We start from the raw sequence: 15,133 nt of genomic DNA on the forward strand, positions 1-15,133 counted from the left end.
TCAATCGAGCCGACGGAGCTTCTCCCGGTACAAAGCGATGTTCTGGACGTATTTCTCGACGATGAACGCCCAGGCCTGTTCCGGCACAACGTGTCCGGCACGTTCGCGGGCGGGAACTCCCAGCACCATCGTGCGTTCGCGGACGTGGCCGTCGAACGAGACCACCGCGCCGGCGCCGACGATCGCGCCCTTCTCCACGATGGAACCGTTGAGCACCACCGAACCCGACGCGATGAGGCAGTCGTCGGCGACGGTCGCGCCCTCGATGTGCACGTTGTGGCCGATGACGCACGACGACCCGATGTGCACCGGGTGGACCTCGGTGCAGTGGATGACCGTGCCGTCCTGGATCGACGTGCGCTCGTCGACCACGATGCGCCCGTAGTCACCGCGCAGCACGGCTTGCGGCCACACCGAGGAGAACGCGCCGATGCGCACGTCGCCGATCACCGTCGCGTCCGGGTGCACGTACGCCTCCGGGTGGATCTGCGGCGTGTAGTCCCCCAGCGCATAGATGGCCATGCGCCTGAACCTACAACGACTTCCCGTAGCAGCGGCTCTCCGGGTGGTCCCGGTACACGCCGAAGTTGGCGATCTGCTCGTACCCGCTGGAGGTGTAGAGGCTGATCGCCTCGGGCTGCCGCGTCCCGGTCTCCAGCACCATCCGCTCGAGACCGGCCTCTCGGGCCGTGGCCTCCAGGTGGGCGAGCACGAGCCTGGAGAGGCCCTTGCCGCGTGCGGCGTCGACGACGTACATCCGCTTGATCTCGGCGGCACCGGCCAGTTCGTCGTTCACGCGCCAGCCGCCGCACGCCACGGGCACGTCGTCGAGGTAGCCGATGACGAAGTAGCCCAGCGGCGCGGCGAACTGCGCCGGGTCGACCGGCGTCACGTCGACTTCGCCGTAGCGCTCGACGTAGACCTGCTGGAGGTCCGCGATCATCTTGACCGAGTCTGGATGGTCATACGCGCGCGTGCATAGTTCCACAGCGTTGAAGTCTACGCCCGCCAGTGCTCCCAGCCAGGAGGTTTTTCGTAGACCCTGCCGTCGACCGTGACACCTTCTCCCGCGCGGACCGTGCCGATGGTCGTCCAGCCGGGCGGCACCGCCTTGGGACCGGGGAACGTCGCCGCGAGGGCGTGGTCCTCGCCTCCGGTCAGTGCCCAGTGCCGCGCGTCCCCGCCGAGCGCCGACGCGACGTCGAGCAGGCGCGGGTGCAACGGCAGCAGTTCGGTGCGGATGTCGATCGCGACGCCCGAGGAGTCCGCGATGTGGCTCAGGTCCTGCAGCAGCCCGTCCGAGACGTCGATCATGGACGTGGCGCCCGCCTCGGCGGCCCTCGGCCCCTCCTCGTACGGCGGCTCCGGGGTGCGCTGGGCGTTCACGATGCCGACCGGCGAACGGAATCCGCGGCCGAGCACGGCCAGTCCCGCGGCGGCCCAGCCGAGCCTTCCGGTGACCGCCACGACGTCCCCCACGAGCGCGCCGGACCTCGTGATCGGCTCGAGTCCGTTCATGTCGCCCATGGCGGTGATCGAGATCACGAGCGTGGCGGAGCTGACCATGTCGCCCCCGACGATGCCCGCGCCGGCCTTCGCCGCCTCGTCCCACAGGCCCGCCATGATCCCCTCGACGACCGACGCGGGCGTGTCCGCGGGGCACGCGAAACCGACGAGCAGGGCCGACGGCAACGCTCCCATGGCGACGACGTCGGCGAGGTTCACCGCGGCCGCTTTTCGGCCCACCTGCTCGGGACTGGACCAGTCGAGTCTGAAGTGGACACCCTCGACGAGCACGTCCATCGAGGCGACGACCCGTCCATCCGGGACGGCGACGACGGCCGCGTCGTCACCGGGACCGAGGATGGTCGTCTCCGGCTGCGCCCGACCGGTCGTCACCCGATGGATGAGATTGAACTCACCCACATCGGCGACCGTCTCCGCGTCGCGCGGCGGCTCCGGACGCAAAGTTGCCTCCCAATCTGAACATTCGGAACCCCAACTGGGGTACGTTGCGTGACACGTTCCTACCTCGACCCAACCTGTCGCGACGAAGGGGCACGCCGTGGTGCATGCATACATCCTCATCCAGACCGAGGTCGGCAAGGCCGCCGCAGTCGCCTCCGAGATCTCCGGGATCACCGGGGTAGCCACCGCAGAAGACGTCACCGGGCCTTACGACGTCATCGTGCGCGCCGAAGCGGAGACCGTCGACCAGCTCGGCCAGCTCGTGGTCGCGCGGATCCAGAACGTCGAAGGCATCACCCGCACCTTGACCTGCCCGGTGGTCCATCTCTAACCAGCCCGTGTTGTCATAACCGGGTGACTCAGCAGGAATCCACGTCGGCGCTGTCCCGGCCGCTGCTCGCGGCGGTCGGGCTCGCTGTCGTGCTCGCCATCGGTGTCGCCGGGCTCGGTCTGTGGCTGGGCACGGGAAACCAGTCCGAGGACGTGCCCGGTCGCACGGGTCCCCTCGCGCTGGTCTCGATCGACGCCCCGGCTGCGGCCAGCCCGGAATGCGCTTCCCTGGTCGAGAAGCTGCCGGTGGGACTGCCGTCCGGCAAGGACATGCTGTCGCGCCGGGAGCTCGCCTCGCCCGCTCCCCCCGCCACGGTCGCGTGGGGTGACGCCAAACACGATCCGGTGGTTCTGCGGTGCGGCCTGCCACGGCCTTCGGAACTGTCGGCGACCTCGCAGCTGCGCGTGATCTCCGACGTCCAGTGGCTCGAGCTGCCCGGTTCGGACAGTTCGACCTGGGTGATCGTCGACCGCGGCGTGTACGTGGCGCTGACGGTGCCCGCCGACGCGGGCACCGGACCGTTGCAGGACGTCTCGACGACGGTGCGCGACCTGCTCGCGAAGCAGCCGGTCAAGACGACGGCCTAGCGGAGGCCTGAGCCCCGCGCGATCGCCGTCTCGATCAACGTGGTCAGCAACGTGGTGAAGTCGATGCCCGTCGCCTCCCACGCCTTGGGGTACATGGAGATCGGCGTGAAGCCGGGCATCGTGTTGAGCTCGTTGATGATCAGCTCGTGCTGCTCGGTGAGGAAGAAGTCCACCCTGGACAGACCTTGGCAGTCGAGCGCCTTGAACGCGGTGACGGCGAGCTCGCGCAGCTGCGCGGTGATGTCGTCGTCGAGCTTCGCCGGGATGTCGGCCTCGTAGGAGTCGTTGACGTACTTGGCCTCGAAGTCGTACCAGTCGGCGCCTTCCCCGACCGGGCGCAGCTCGGCGGGCAGCGACGCCTCGACGCGGCCGTCCGGGAACTCCAGCACCGCGACCTCGATCTCGCGGGCGTTCTGCACACCGGCCTCGATGATGACCTTGGGATCGTGCTGGCGCGCCTCGAAGATGGCGGCGTCGAGGTCGTTCCAGTCGGGCACCTTCGAGATGCCGACGGACGACCCGGCACGGGACGGCTTCACGAACACCGGCAGCCCGAGATGCTCGCGCTCGTCGAGGGTCAGCGTGGTGGCGGCGCGGTCGAGGGCGACGAACCTGCCGACGCTGATGCCCTCGGCCTGCAGGATCTTCTTGGCGAAGACCTTGTCCATCACGGCCGCCGACGCGAACACGCCGGGACCGACGTAGGGGACGCCGCCGAGTTCGAGCAGGCCCTGGATCGTGCCGTCCTCGCCCCACGCGCCGTGCAGCAGCGGGAAGACGACGTCGACGTCCTTCAGCGCCTGGCCCGGCTCGACCGCCGTGACGGTCTGGTTCCGCAGCGTCGGGAGCTTGCCGGAGCCCGACTCCAGCGCGGTCGGGTCCGTGCCGAGTGCCCACTGCCCCTGCGGCGTGATGCCGACCGGCACCACCTCGAACCGGTCCGCGTCGAGGTGCGGCAGGACGCTCTTGGCGGACTGGCAGGAGACCTCGTGCTCGGAGCTGCGGCCGCCGAACACCACGGCCACCCTCGTCTTGCGCTGCGTCATGCGGGCGACCCTACCCGTTTGGGCGATTGTCCTTACTCGCCAGTTAGCCTCGGTCGCGTGCTGGAGATCAAACCGCTCGACCTGGGTGACGTGGCCCTGCTCGACGCCTACGCGGACGTGCGGATCGCCGCCCAGACGGGGAAGGGACCCGGCCGGGAGCGGATCGTCGAGTCGCTGCGGGAGGCGAACCCGGACTTCAGCGAGGTGGTCCGCCTCGTCGCCCGTCGTGACGGCGAAGGCGTCGGCATCACGTCCGTGGGTCTGCTCGGTGGTGTGAACGCGCGGCTGGCGGTCGGCCCGATCACGGTCCACCCGGAGCATCGCCGGCAGGGCGTCGGCACCGCACTGCTGGAGGCGTTGCTGCCGGAGCTGCGCGCCCGCGGGCGGGACACGTTCGAGAGCTGGGGCGTGATCAAGGACAGCGCGGGCGAGCACTGGGCGACGGCGCGCGGGCTCCACGTCGCCGCGTCCAGGGTGATCCAGGTGCTCACGATCGCCGGCACCGCCGAGCCGGTCGTCCCGGCGGGGTACCGGCTGGAACGGTGGAACGGCGCGACGCCGGAACACCTGCTGGTGTCCGTGGCCGAGACGAGGCAGTCGATCCTCGACGCGCCCGCCACGGAGTCCGCGGTGCGGGCACCGGAGTGGACGCCGGAGCTCGTGCGCGCCGAGGAGGCCGAGGCGCGGGAGGCCGGCGTCGAGCAGCGCGTCGTCGTCGCGGTCGAGGAGACCACCGGCCGAGTCGTGGCGCTGACCGACGTCCCGCTGCACCCCGGCGACTCGACGCACACCCGCTGGGGCAGCACGATGGTCACGCCCGCTCACCGCGGCCACGGACTCGGCCGGGTCGTCAAGGCGCACATGCTGCACTGGCTGCGCGCCGACCGGCCGGAACTGGAACGCGTCGACACCGGGACGGACGCGGGCAACTCCCCCATGATCAAGGTCAACGAGCAACTGGGGTTCGTCGTCGACCGCGAGGTCGTCGTGGTCAGCCGTTCCTTCTGAGCAGGTCGGTCAGGACGGGCAGCGCGTTCACCAGCTGCTCCCGCGAGCACGCGCTGTAGCCGATGACGAGTCCGTGCAGCTTGGCCCGGTGCACGTAGTGCCGGGACAGGCCGTCCACCCGCAGCCCGCGTTCGAGCGCCTGCCTCGCCAGGTCACGCTCCTGTTCGGCACTGGGCAGCAACACCACGACGTGCGCGCCCGCATCGTCGCCGAGCACCTCGATGCCCGCGTCGGCGAACGTGTCGATGACGAGCGCACGCCGTTCGGACAGCTCCCGCCGGACCTTGCGCAGGTGCCGGCCGAGGTCGCCCGTGCGTGCCAGCTCGACGACGACCCGCTGCCCCGCGGCGGCCGGGCTGGTGCCGGTCAGGTCGCGGTGTTCGAGGACGGTCGTGGCGATGTGCTCGGGCGCGACCATCCAGCCCGCGCCCAGGGTCGGCGTGAGGATCTTGCTCGTGGTGCCGAGGTGGACCACGACGTCCGGGGCGAGCGCGGCCAGTGACGGCAACGGCGCCACGTCGTAGCGGAGCTCGCCGTCGTAGTCGTCCTCGATGACGAGCCAGCCGTCCCGTCGCGCGCGTTCGACCAGCGCGACCCGGCGACCGGCCGACATGCGACCGCCCAGCGGGTACTGGTGCGCCGGCGAGCAGTAGACGGCCTTCACCCCCGCGGGCACCGCCTCCGGGAGCAGGCCCTCCGCGTCGACGAGTGCCTGCACGACCTTGAGGCCATTGGCTTTGAAGACGCCGACCGCCCGCTGGTAGCCGGGTTCCTCGACAGCCACCGCGGCACCGCGCTCGAGCACCGAGACCGAGATCTCGGTCAGCGCGGCGGTGGTGCCGCCGGTCGCCAGCACCGGGTCGGCGTTGACGGCCAGGCCGCGGTGGCGCAGCAGGTGCTCGGCGATGGCCTCGCGGTACTCGGGCAGCCCCGCGCGTTCGGGACGGGACAGCGGGGGCGCGTCCGCCGCGGCCCGCCACGCCCGCCGCCAGGCCGCGCGGTCGAGGCCACTGGCCCACGGCGCACCGGTGCCGAGGTCCACGAAATCGGTGATGACGGGCGTGACGGGCTTGCGCGAACGTTTGCGCAACGGCCCGGGCGGCGTCGTGGTGACGTACGTGCCGGAACCGTGCCGACCAGCGATCCACCCTTCCGCGTGCAGCTGTTCGTAGGCGGCGGCAGTGACCGTGCGGGACACTCCGAGCGAGTCGGCCAACGCGCGCGTGGACGGCAGACGGTCACCCGCGCGCAGACGGCCCTCCGACGCGGCGGAACGCAGGGCGTCGGCGAGCTGGACGGCGAGCGGTTCGGCGGATTCGCGGTCCAGCGCCACGGGAAGCGCGGTCTCAGCCAAAGTGGCCTTCTCAAATCGATGGAAACTGGCGCTTCAATGATGCCACTTCCTGGCGCACAGTGACACCATGACCTCTGACGTGCAGCTCTCCCCCACGCCTCGCAGCACCGTCGTCCGCGGCAAGAAGCGGGCCGTGGAAGACCGCCAGGTGCTCTACGACGTCCTCGACGCGGGCATGGTCTGCCACCTCGCCGTGGAGGTCGACGGGGCGCCGTTCCTCATCCCCACCGCGTACGGACGGGACGGCAACCGCATCTTCCTGCACGGCTCGACGGGCTCACGGTCCATCAGGAGCATGATCGAGGGCAAGCCGGTTTGCGTCGCCGTCACGCTCGTGGACGGCGTCGTCTACTCGCGGTCGGTGTTCCACCACTCGATGAACTACCGGTCCGCGATCATCCACGGCACCGCGAAGGTCGCCGAGGACCCCGAGCACGCGCTGAGGGTCATCGTCGAGCACGTCACGCCGGGCAGCTGGGACTACGCGCGCAGCCCGTCCAAGAAGGAGCTGGCGCAGACGGTCGCGCTGGAGATCGACCTGACCGAGGCGAGCGTGAAGGTGCGCGACGGCGGGCCGGGCGAGGAGCCGTCGGACCTCGAAGCGAACCTCGTGTGGGCCGGGCACATGCCGCTCGTCCAGTCGTGGGGCGCGCCTGTGCCGCACGAGACGGACAGGGCGATCCCGCCGCACGTCGGCGGTCGCCGAGACGAGACGTCTCGTCTCGCAGCAGAGCGGCAGCAGGTCAACTGACAGATCTGTCGAGACGAGACGTCTCGTCTCGCAACAAGGAAGCCCCCAGGTCAGCGAACCGGCCCGTTGACCGGGTCGTAGCGGTACGGGGTCATGGCGCGTGTGCCGTGGCGGTAGACGTGGATCGACACGGCCGGGTCCACACCGTCGTTGCGCACCTGGTGCACGTAGCCGGGCCCCCACACACGTGACTGACCGGCATGCAGCGAGTGCACGACCTGGATCTTCGTGGTGACGACCTCGGTCAGCAGGCCGCTGACCACGGTGAACGCGCCGGAGGTGTGGTCGTGGTCGTGCAGCGACGCGGTCTGCCCCGGCAACCAGCTCATCAGCCAGATCTCCTGGTCGTCGGTCTTGTCGACCAACGCCGAGAAGCGCTCCTCCATGTCGTACCGGAGCAGGTGCTTCCAGCGGTCGCGGTCGACTGCCCACGACAGAGCCACCCGAACGGGGTGCAGGAGAGCGGAGTTCTCAGGCAGAACGAGGCTGTTCTCGGGAACGGCGAACATCGGTAGAAAAGTCCTTACCAGGCGAATGCGCGAAAAGAGGACGCGGGACTATCGCCAGGTACAACAGCAACATGCGTTGAAGGACATGGAGCAGAGGGTCCCGGACCCGGGACCCTCCGTCAATTCAGTCCCAAAGCGTGGGACACGTCCGCGACCAGGTCCCGAGTGTCCTCACAGCCGGCCGAGAAGCGCACCAGGCCTTCCGGTACCGGGTCGCCGAACTGCGCCCGCCGGTCCGCCGTCGAGTGCAGGCCGCCGAACGACGTCGCCGCCGACACCAGCTTCGAGCGCGCCAGGAACTGCTCCACCGAGGCCACGTCCCGCAGTTCGAACGTCAGCACGCCGTTGAACCGCCGCATCTGCTGTGCCGCCACGAGGTACGCCGGGTCGTCCGGCGCGCCGGGCCAGCGCAACCCGGCCACGCGGCCCTTGAGCAACGCGTGGACCGCCGCCGCGTTCTCCGCCTGCCGCGCGAGCCGCAGGTCGAGGGTTCCCAGGCCGCGCAACGCGAGCCACGTCTCGAACGGGCCGGGGATCGCGCCGTTCAGCGTCCGCGCGTCGCGAACCCGAGCGGCCAGCTCCGCGTCCGCCAGCGTCACGTGTCCGAAAAGGACGTCGCTGTGCCCGGCGACGGCCTTGGTGTCCGAGGCGACCACGATGTCCGCGCCCAGCTCCAGCGGCCGTTGCCCCAACGGCGTCGCGGTCGTGTTGTCCACGGCCAGCAACGCGCCCGCGGCGTGCGCCCGCACGGCCAGCTCCGCGATGTCGCAGACGTCCAGACCGGGGTTGGACGGCGTCTCCAGCAGGACGAGCCGGACGCCCTCGAAGGACGGGTACGGCCCCGCCGTCGGCACCTCGAGCACGTTCACGTCCATTTCGGACACGAACTTGCGGGTCAGGAAGTAGCCGTCGGACGGGACGGCCAGGGTGTCCCCAGTGGACAGAACCGTCCGCAGCAACGTCGAGATCGCCGCCATCCCGGACGGGAAGACGACGCACTCGCCACCTTCCAGCGACCCCAGGGCGTTCTCCAGGGCACGCCACGTCGGGTTGCCCGCGCGGCCGTAGTAGTCCTGGCCGCCCAGGTGGTACGCCGACGCGAACACCGGCTGCGCGCCGAACGGGTCGCCCGGCGCTCCCTGGCTGGAGTGCACGACCCGCGTGCCGTCACCGAGTTCGGGGGTCACTGGCGCTCGTGCTTCCGGTCGCGGCCCAGCAGCGCGGCACCGAGCTCGCGCACGCTCAGCCCGTCGTGGCAGACCTGGTGGATGCCTTCGGTGATCGGCATGTCGACGCCGTGCGCGCCGGCCAGCTCGCGGATCGACGAGCAGGACTTCACGCCCTCGGCGACCTGTCCGTGCGCGGCTTCCTGCGCCTGCGCCAGAGTCTCGCCGCGCCCGAGCCGTTCGCCGAAGGACCGGTTGCGCGACAACGGCGACGCGCACGTCGCCACCAGGTCGCCCAGTCCGGCGAGGCCCGCGAACGTCAGCGGGTCGGCACCGAGCGCCGCCCCCAGCCGTGCGGTCTCGGCCAGGCCGCGGGTGATGATCGACGCCATCGTGTTGTCGCCGTAGCCCATGCCCGCCGCCATGCCGCACGCCAGCGCGATGACGTTCTTGCACGCCCCGCCCAGCTCGGCGCCGACCACGTCGGTGTTGGTGTACGGGCGGAAGTACGAGTTCGAGCACGCGTGCTGCAGGTCGACCGCGCGGTCGTGGTCCGTGCACGCGATGACCGTCGCCGTCGGCTGCTCGACGGCGATCTCCTTGGCCAGGTTCGGCCCGGACACCACGGCCACCTGCGACTCGTCGACGCCGGCGACCTCGCGGATCACCTCGCTCATGCGCTTCAACGTGCCGAGCTCGACGCCCTTGGACAGCGACACCAGCGTCGCGTCCGGCGGGAGCAGCTCCTTCCACGCCGAGAGGTTCACCCGCAACGTCTGCGACGGCACGGCCAGCACCACCGCGTCGGCCCCGTCCAGCGCCTTGGCCGGGTCGGAGGTGGACGCGAGGTTGGGCGGCAACGAGATACCGGGCAGGTAGCCGGAGTTCACGCGCGTCTCGGTGATCTCCGAGGCGACCTCCTGGCGCCGCGCCCACAGCACGACCTCGGGGCCGGAGTCCGCGATGACCTTCGCGAAGGCCGTGCCCCACGAACCGGAACCGAGCACCGCAACACGTTCGATCGTCATGGTCAGGCCTTCCTCGGTCCGTAGAAGCCCTCGGGTGCCGGCTCCCGGCGCACCTCGGCCAGGTGCTCCTTGACCGCGCCCATCAGCAGGTCCGTCACCTCGCGCAGCAACGGCAGCGTCTCCTCCCTGCCGCGGTAGGCGGAGAGGTCGACCGGCTCGCCGACGAAGTGCGTGATCGTCTTGCGCGGGAACGGCCGGAACTTCTTCTGGTAGTGGTTGTAGAGGTCGAGCGTGCCCCAGCGGGCGACCGGGATGACCGGGCCGTCGTGCTGCAGGGCGAGCCGGGCCACGCCCGTGCGGGAGTTCGCGGGCCAGCCGTCGGGGTCCTTGGTGATCGTCCCCTCCGGGTAGATCACCACGCACTTGCCTTCCGCCAGCGCCTCGTGCGCCGCGCGCAGGCTCTGCTGGGCGTCCGTGGTGCCGCGGTAGACCGGGATCTGCTTCGCGCCCTTCAGGATCGCGCCCATGATCGGCACGTTCCACAGGCTGTGCTTCCCGAGGAAGCGCGGCACCCGGTAGTTCTTGTGCACGAACATGGCGTCGTAGCACGGGTCGAGGTGCGAGATGTGGTTCATGACGAGCAGTGCGGCACCTTCGCGCGGGATGCGCTCCCCGTGCACCATGCGGTGCCTGCCCAGCACGAACGACATCGGGTAGACGATCGCCGCGGCGACCCCGACCCAGAAGCCGCCCTTCTCCCTCTTGGCCACGAGGCCTCTCCTCACCTGCGTAGATCTGCGCCCGAGAGCACAGTAGTCGCCAGATCGTGGACTATGGCGAGGTGCGGGATGAAGTTGACCTCCTGGTTCCGGTGAAGACGCTGGACCGGGCCAAGACCAGGCTGACCAGCGCGACCGGCGGAGATCCGGTGTCACACGCGGCGCTGGCGCTCGCGCTCGCCCTCGACACGGTGAGCGCGGCCGTGGCGACGCCAGGCGTGCGGCGCGTGGTCACCATCACATCCGATCCGGCCGTCGCGTCCGAAATGGCCGGACTGGGCGTCGAGTCGCTGCCCGAGCCGGCCGAGCCCGGACTCAACGCGGCGTTGCGGCACGGCGCGCGCACGCTCCGTTCCGATCGCATCGGCGCTTTGCAGGCCGACCTGCCCGCGCTCAGGTCCGACGAACTCCAGGCCGCGCTCGAAGCGTCGGCGGGGCGCCGCGCGTTCGTCCCGGACCGTCAGGGCACCGGCACGACGCTGCTCCTCGCCGCACCCGGTGGGGAGCTCGACCCGCGGTTCGGCGTCGGGTCGGCCGGGCACCACCGCGTCTCCGGTGCGGTCGCGCTCATCGGACCGTGGCCGTCGCTGCGCTGTGACGTGGACACGGAAGAAGACCTGCGGCTCGCGCTGATGCTCGGCCTCGGCGTGCACACCGCGAACGCCTTGCCCGCCTGGACAACCTGAGCAGTCGTCACGCGTCTTCCGGGTCACTGGGGTGATCACGACTGGGGAGACTGATGCGAGCGCTCATCGCGCTGGCGGGTGTCACGGCCATCGCGGGCTGTGTCGCCGCCTATCCGATCGACCGGCCGTCCGACTACACGGCGGAGAGCAGGCTCAGCACCTGCCGGGTGGACCTGCCCCAGAGCTGGAAGGACCTGCTGGCCCAGGACCGGACGGAGGCGGGCCCGCACGAGAAGGTCATCGTCGTCGCGGCGAACGAGGACGCCGGCACCACGCTGGTGAAGACCACTCGCAACCGGACGACCGAACTCGTGCTGCACGACCACGGGAAGCGCCAGCAGGTGATGGCGGTCCAGAACGACGGCCAGCTCTTCGGCGTGGAGTTCGACGGCCGCTGGGTGACCTTCTCGACGACACCGAGTCCGGAAAACCACGCCACCACCACCTACGCGTGGGACTCGCGCAACGACGGCGCGCCCATGCGGATCGGCGACAGCGGTGCCGTGGTGCACAACGGCAAAGCCACCTGGTCGGACCGCGCGGGTGTGCACGTCTACGACCTGGCGAAGAAGAAGGACAGGATCGTCGGTCCCGGCAAGGAGCCGGTTTTCCTCCGTGACGCGGTCATCTGGCTGCGGGACGGCCGGTTCCGCGCCGAGGGTGAAGTGCCCGAGCAGCTGCGGAACGCGCAACCCGGTGACAGCGTGGCATCCGACGGCCGCACGGTGGTGTGGACGCAGGGCGAGAAGCTGCTCGGCTGGCGCGAGGGCTGGCCCGAGACGCGGGAACTGGCGGGCATCGAGTCCGTGCCGCTGACGGAGGGCATCGTGTTCCCGCGGGTCAGCGGCGACTTCGTGTCGTGGCAGTCGGAGTCGTCGTACGTCACGGACATCCGCAGCGGCGCGACCATGCACACCACCGAGGGCGGCTACTGGCTGGAGGTGCACGGCGGAGCGCTGACGCAGCAGGGCTGGCGGGTCGCGGCCACCGCACCGCTGGCGAAGCTCTCGTCGCTCAACCGCTGTTGACGCGCGGTGTTCGTCTGTTTCACACCTGCCGAAGCCGTGACGAACGCCACGAAAATGTTGGTTTGAGCAACGCGACAGGGAACCCCGGCACCTTTACATCCGTATCCCCCTGTGCCGACGACGTTCCCCCGGCGTCGTTCCCCGACGCGTTGCCCTGAGGTGTTTACTGCATGAGTTCCCTGACGCACGCCGACTACCTGGCGTTGCGCCGCTTTCCCGCTCTCGACGGCCTGCGCGCCATTGCCGCGGTTCTCGTCGTCTTCTTCCACTACGGCGGCCCGGACCGGCTCCAGGGCTGGGCCGGTGTCCAGATGTTCTTCGTCCTCAGCGGATTCCTGATCACCACGCTGATGCTGCGCGAGGAACACCGCACCGGCCGGATCTCCCTCGGTGAGTTCTACCTGCGGCGGGCGTTCAGAATCCTGCCCGTCTACTTCGTGATCCTGCTCGTGACGGTCGTGGCGTCCGCGGTCGCGGGCACGTTCCTGAGCAACGGCATCGGCCCCGCGCTGCCGTACTTCCTCTCGTTCACCAACGAGTTCGCGGGCTCGAGCCCGTACGGACAGTCGTGGTCGCTGGGCATCGAGCAGAAGTTCTACCTGGTCTGGCCGCTGGTGGCGATCGCGCTGGGCACCGTCGTGCTGCGCCGCCGCGCGGGTGCCGCCGCCCTCGGCATGCTGCTCGCGCTCGTGGTCGTGAACTTCACCTCGGCGCACAGCAACCCCGGCTGGCCGCTGCACTACTTCTCGATCCTGACGGGCGTGCTGCTCGCGATCGCGTTGCACAGCCCGCGTGGGTTCGCCGTGCTGCGCCCGCTCACGAACCGGCTCGCGCAGGTCGTCGTCGCGATCGGATTCTTCGCGGTGCACCTGAGCGTGAAGCCGATCGCCGGTTTCCTCGACGGGATCAACGGAATCCCCGGTCACGTGCTGGTCATCCCGGTGTACGCGCTCGCGACGGCGGTTCTGCTGACAGCGATGATCGCGCCGGGACCGGCCACGACCTTCCTGTCGGTGAAGCCGATGCAGTTCGTCGGTGAGCGCTCGTACTCGCTTTATCTGGTGCAGACGATCGCCGCGACCGTCATCGCCTTCTTCTGGCCCGCCCTGTCCGGTCTAGGCCAGTCCGTCGTGGTCACGGCACTGGGACTGGCGCTGGCGAGTGTCCTCTACGCGACCGTGGAGATCCCGATGATCAACCTCGGCCGACGTGTGATCACCCGCCAGCGCGCGAAGGCCGCCGTCCGGGCGGGCGTCGCTCAGCAGGGTGCGCCGCAGGCTCCCACGCCGCAGTCCAAGTCGTCGCGGCTCGCGACCATCGGGCAGGCCCAGCCGTAGAACGGGTTCGGGGCGAGCGGCACGGGTTCCCGGTCGCTCTCCCTGGCCAGTTCCCTCGCATGGTGCGCGGTGAGCGTCACAGGAGTGCCGCTCGCCTGCGCCTCGTACGCGCCCTTCTCCAGTTGCAGGATCTCGACGCCGCGCGAGATGTCCGCCACGAACACCGTGCCGCGGTGCCAGTACGGCGCCCACGAGGTCGCGGTGTCCGGCCGCCAGTACCCGATCTGGATCGGCCTGGCGGGGTTGGAGATGTCGAGGAACCGGGTGCCCTGGTTGTACCAGGAGTAGGCGACGATCCTCTTCTGCACGTCGAAGTAGTGCGCGGAGCACGTGACGTTGCCGGGGATCGTGCCCTCCTGGTCGTCCGGGCTCCAGATGCCGACCGTCCTCATCTCCTTGGGCGTCTGGCCCCAGCCCTCACCGTTGTGCGTGCCCTGCAGCGACGAGATGACGAAACGTCCCTCGGTCTTGCAGGTGGGCGACCCGAACGCCTCCTCGGTGTGCAGCAGGAGCGAGCCGGGCGGGTTCTCCTTCGTGGGCACCGGGCCGTCGAGGAGCGTGCGGCCGATCGGGCGGAACGAGTTGTGCGTGAACGAGGTCGGCATGTCCGCCTTCGGCACGGCGCCGCCCGCGTACGGGACGGGGTCCCACGCCTTCGCCTCGCGGTACTTGCCGGTCAACGGGTCGCGGTGCCAGCCCTGCGTGTGGTAGCCGCGGGTGCCGTCGTCGCCCGCCACCCACGCGATGCCCTGGGCGTCGACCTGGACGTCGTGCGTGATCTTCCCCTCGCCCGCCTTGCCGCGGACGTCGACGTCGTGCGGCAGTTCCTTGGGCGTCTTCGGATCGCGGATGTCCGTGACGAAGATCCGCCCCGTCTTGGCGTCCGACCGGTCGAGGCCGGCGGTCCAGAGGAACTGGCAGTCGTTGACGCAGGTGCTGGTGTGACCTGTGTTCTGCCTGTGGAAGCTGAGGATCCTGAGGTCTGCGGGGTCCACAGCGGACACGATGTAGTTGCCGGTGGGCCGGTCGCCCGGCAGCGCACGGCCGAACGAGTTGACCTCGCGCGCCAGGAACGCGAGCTTGCGCTTGGGGTCGACGTTGATGTCCTCGTTCTCCCAGAAGCGCTTCGTCGGGTCGTCACCCGGCAGCGCCATCTCCGCCTTGGTGAGGTGGTCGAGGAGCTTCGGCTTGTCGAGATCGGTGACGTCGAACGTCTTGAGGCCGGTCTCCATGCTCACGAACGCCACGTCGCGCTTGTCGTACTGGGCGAACGCGATCGAGATGGCCCGTTCGGTACCGGGAAGTGAGGCTTTCAGGCGAACGTTCTTGGCCGCCGCCTGCAGTCGTGGTTTGTCCACCTCCGGAGTCCTGGGTTCGGCCGCCGCAGCCGAAGCCAGTCCTGCCGTGGTGAAGGCCAACAGGGTCGCCGCAGTCACTGTGGCAATAACCTTCATGCACCGACCCTGGCAGCGCGCCGGAAGAGACGTGTAGGTCCGAACGTCTAGGGTTCTGCTCCGTGCAGGCGACCGTGTCTACTTTTAACAGCGACGGTTCCGCGACCGTCCTCCGAGATGACGGCGTTCTCGTCGACGTGAGCGCCGAAGCCGTCACGGCG

17 protein-coding genes are annotated in these 15,133 nt (G+C 69.8%); 7 read left to right on the forward strand and 10 right to left on the reverse strand.

The window, feature by feature from the left end:
• Genes IEY88_RS07280 through IEY88_RS07290 form a run of 3 tightly spaced genes read right to left on the reverse strand, consistent with a single transcriptional unit; the run spans position 1 to position 1,968 of the window.
• A complete protein-coding gene (locus IEY88_RS07280; RefSeq protein ID WP_189153847.1) occupies positions 1-522 on the reverse strand; it encodes a gamma carbonic anhydrase family protein in 522 nt (173 codons plus the stop codon).
• 10 nt (positions 523-532) lie between these two features.
• Positions 533-943, reverse strand: coding sequence for a GNAT family N-acetyltransferase (locus IEY88_RS07285; protein ID WP_189153848.1), 411 nt, complete (start codon positions 941-943; stop codon positions 533-535).
• A gap of 56 nt (positions 944-999) precedes the next feature.
• On the reverse strand, positions 1,000-1,968 hold the full coding sequence (locus tag IEY88_RS07290) for a thiamine-phosphate kinase (RefSeq protein ID WP_229693161.1): 969 nt from the start codon (positions 1,966-1,968) through the stop codon (positions 1,000-1,002).
• 97 nt (positions 1,969-2,065) lie between these two features.
• Between IEY88_RS07290 and IEY88_RS07295 the strand changes: the two genes are divergently transcribed.
• The gene (locus IEY88_RS07295; protein WP_090008449.1) at positions 2,066-2,299 is read left to right on the forward strand and encodes an Lrp/AsnC ligand binding domain-containing protein; all 234 of its coding nucleotides are present in this window, start codon (positions 2,066-2,068) and stop codon (positions 2,297-2,299) included.
• A 23-nt stretch (positions 2,300-2,322) separates the two neighbouring features.
• Complete coding sequence (locus IEY88_RS07300; RefSeq protein WP_229693162.1) at positions 2,323-2,886, forward strand: DUF3515 domain-containing protein; 564 nt, start codon at positions 2,323-2,325, stop codon at positions 2,884-2,886.
• Here IEY88_RS07300 and IEY88_RS07305 read toward each other — a convergent pair.
• The gene (locus IEY88_RS07305; RefSeq protein WP_189153849.1) at positions 2,883-3,932 is read right to left on the reverse strand and encodes a D-alanine--D-alanine ligase family protein; all 1,050 of its coding nucleotides are present in this window, start codon (positions 3,930-3,932) and stop codon (positions 2,883-2,885) included. The two genes, IEY88_RS07300 and IEY88_RS07305, sit on opposite strands and share 4 nt — an antisense overlap.
• Before the next feature lie 57 nt (positions 3,933-3,989).
• Between IEY88_RS07305 and IEY88_RS07310 the strand changes: the two genes are divergently transcribed.
• A complete protein-coding gene (locus IEY88_RS07310) occupies positions 3,990-4,940 on the forward strand; it encodes a GNAT family N-acetyltransferase (protein ID WP_189153850.1) in 951 nt (316 codons plus the stop codon).
• Here IEY88_RS07310 and pdxR read toward each other — a convergent pair.
• Positions 4,924-6,294 carry a MocR-like pyridoxine biosynthesis transcription factor PdxR gene (pdxR, locus tag IEY88_RS07315; protein WP_189153851.1) on the reverse strand — a complete coding sequence of 457 codons (1,371 nt, stop codon included), beginning with the start codon at positions 6,292-6,294 and terminating at the stop codon, positions 4,924-4,926. The genes IEY88_RS07310 and pdxR overlap by 17 nt on opposite strands.
• A gap of 67 nt (positions 6,295-6,361) precedes the next feature.
• On the opposite strand from pdxR, the gene IEY88_RS07320 reads away from it, so the two are divergent.
• Positions 6,362-7,045 carry a pyridoxamine 5'-phosphate oxidase family protein gene (locus tag IEY88_RS07320; RefSeq protein ID WP_189153852.1) on the forward strand — a complete coding sequence of 228 codons (684 nt, stop codon included), beginning with the start codon at positions 6,362-6,364 and terminating at the stop codon, positions 7,043-7,045.
• A 50-nt stretch (positions 7,046-7,095) separates the two neighbouring features.
• On the opposite strand, the gene IEY88_RS07325 is transcribed toward IEY88_RS07320, so the two are convergent.
• From IEY88_RS07325 to IEY88_RS07340, 4 genes are all read right to left on the reverse strand, one after another.
• Positions 7,096-7,554, reverse strand: a complete 459-nt coding sequence (locus tag IEY88_RS07325) for a cysteine dioxygenase (protein WP_189153853.1) — start codon at positions 7,552-7,554, stop codon at positions 7,096-7,098.
• A 119-nt stretch (positions 7,555-7,673) separates the two neighbouring features.
• Entirely contained in the window at positions 7,674-8,741 is a 1,068-nt protein-coding gene (locus IEY88_RS07330; RefSeq protein WP_189153854.1) for a cystathionine gamma-lyase, read from the reverse strand.
• Positions 8,738-9,748, reverse strand: coding sequence for an NAD(P)H-dependent glycerol-3-phosphate dehydrogenase (locus IEY88_RS07335; protein ID WP_189153855.1), 1,011 nt, complete (start codon positions 9,746-9,748; stop codon positions 8,738-8,740). The genes IEY88_RS07330 and IEY88_RS07335 overlap by 4 nt, the downstream gene beginning before the upstream one ends.
• A 2-nt stretch (positions 9,749-9,750) precedes the next feature.
• A complete protein-coding gene (locus IEY88_RS07340) occupies positions 9,751-10,458 on the reverse strand; it encodes a lysophospholipid acyltransferase family protein (protein WP_189153856.1) in 708 nt (235 codons plus the stop codon).
• Positions 10,459-10,529: 71 nt separating this feature from the next.
• Here IEY88_RS07340 and cofC point away from each other — a divergent pair, with 71 nt between their 5' ends.
• From cofC to IEY88_RS07355, 3 genes are all read left to right on the forward strand, one after another.
• Positions 10,530-11,153 (forward strand): 2-phospho-L-lactate guanylyltransferase, encoded by a 624-nt coding sequence (gene cofC, locus IEY88_RS07345; RefSeq protein ID WP_189153857.1) that lies wholly within the window; start codon positions 10,530-10,532, stop codon positions 11,151-11,153.
• 53 nt (positions 11,154-11,206) lie between these two features.
• Positions 11,207-12,181, forward strand: coding sequence for a hypothetical protein (locus tag IEY88_RS07350; RefSeq protein ID WP_189153858.1), 975 nt, complete (start codon positions 11,207-11,209; stop codon positions 12,179-12,181).
• Between the two features lie 170 nt (positions 12,182-12,351).
• Positions 12,352-13,518, forward strand: coding sequence for an acyltransferase family protein (locus IEY88_RS07355; protein ID WP_189153859.1), 1,167 nt, complete (start codon positions 12,352-12,354; stop codon positions 13,516-13,518).
• On the opposite strand, the gene IEY88_RS07360 is transcribed toward IEY88_RS07355, so the two are convergent.
• On the reverse strand, positions 13,440-14,876 hold the full coding sequence (locus IEY88_RS07360) for an LVIVD repeat-containing protein (RefSeq protein ID WP_189153860.1): 1,437 nt from the start codon (positions 14,874-14,876) through the stop codon (positions 13,440-13,442). The genes IEY88_RS07355 and IEY88_RS07360 overlap by 79 nt on opposite strands.
• Positions 14,877-15,133 lie beyond the last annotated feature (257 nt).

Source organism: Lentzea pudingi, from assembly GCF_014646255.1.
Lineage (GTDB): Bacteria > Actinomycetota > Actinomycetes > Mycobacteriales > Pseudonocardiaceae > Lentzea > Lentzea pudingi.

Bases quoted from the DNA above. Each gene is read 5' to 3' on its own strand.
- IEY88_RS07335 (WP_189153855.1), bottom strand. From the start codon at position 9,748: ATGACGATCGAACGTGTTGCGGTGCTCGGTTCCGGTTCGTGGGGCACG.
- IEY88_RS07280 (WP_189153847.1), bottom strand. From the start codon at position 522: ATGGCCATCTATGCGCTGGGGGACTACACGCCGCAGATCCACCCGGAG.
- IEY88_RS07305 (WP_189153849.1), bottom strand. From the start codon at position 3,932: ATGACGCAGCGCAAGACGAGGGTGGCCGTGGTGTTCGGCGGCCGCAGC.
- IEY88_RS07320 (WP_189153852.1), top strand. From the start codon at position 6,362: ATGACCTCTGACGTGCAGCTCTCCCCCACGCCTCGCAGCACCGTCGTC.
- IEY88_RS07355 (WP_189153859.1), top strand. From the start codon at position 12,352: ATGAGTTCCCTGACGCACGCCGACTACCTGGCGTTGCGCCGCTTTCCC.
- IEY88_RS07285 (WP_189153848.1), bottom strand. From the start codon at position 943: ATGATCGCGGACCTCCAGCAGGTCTACGTCGAGCGCTACGGCGAAGTC.
- IEY88_RS07325 (WP_189153853.1), bottom strand. From the start codon at position 7,554: ATGTTCGCCGTTCCCGAGAACAGCCTCGTTCTGCCTGAGAACTCCGCT.
- IEY88_RS07350 (WP_189153858.1), top strand. From the start codon at position 11,207: ATGCGAGCGCTCATCGCGCTGGCGGGTGTCACGGCCATCGCGGGCTGT.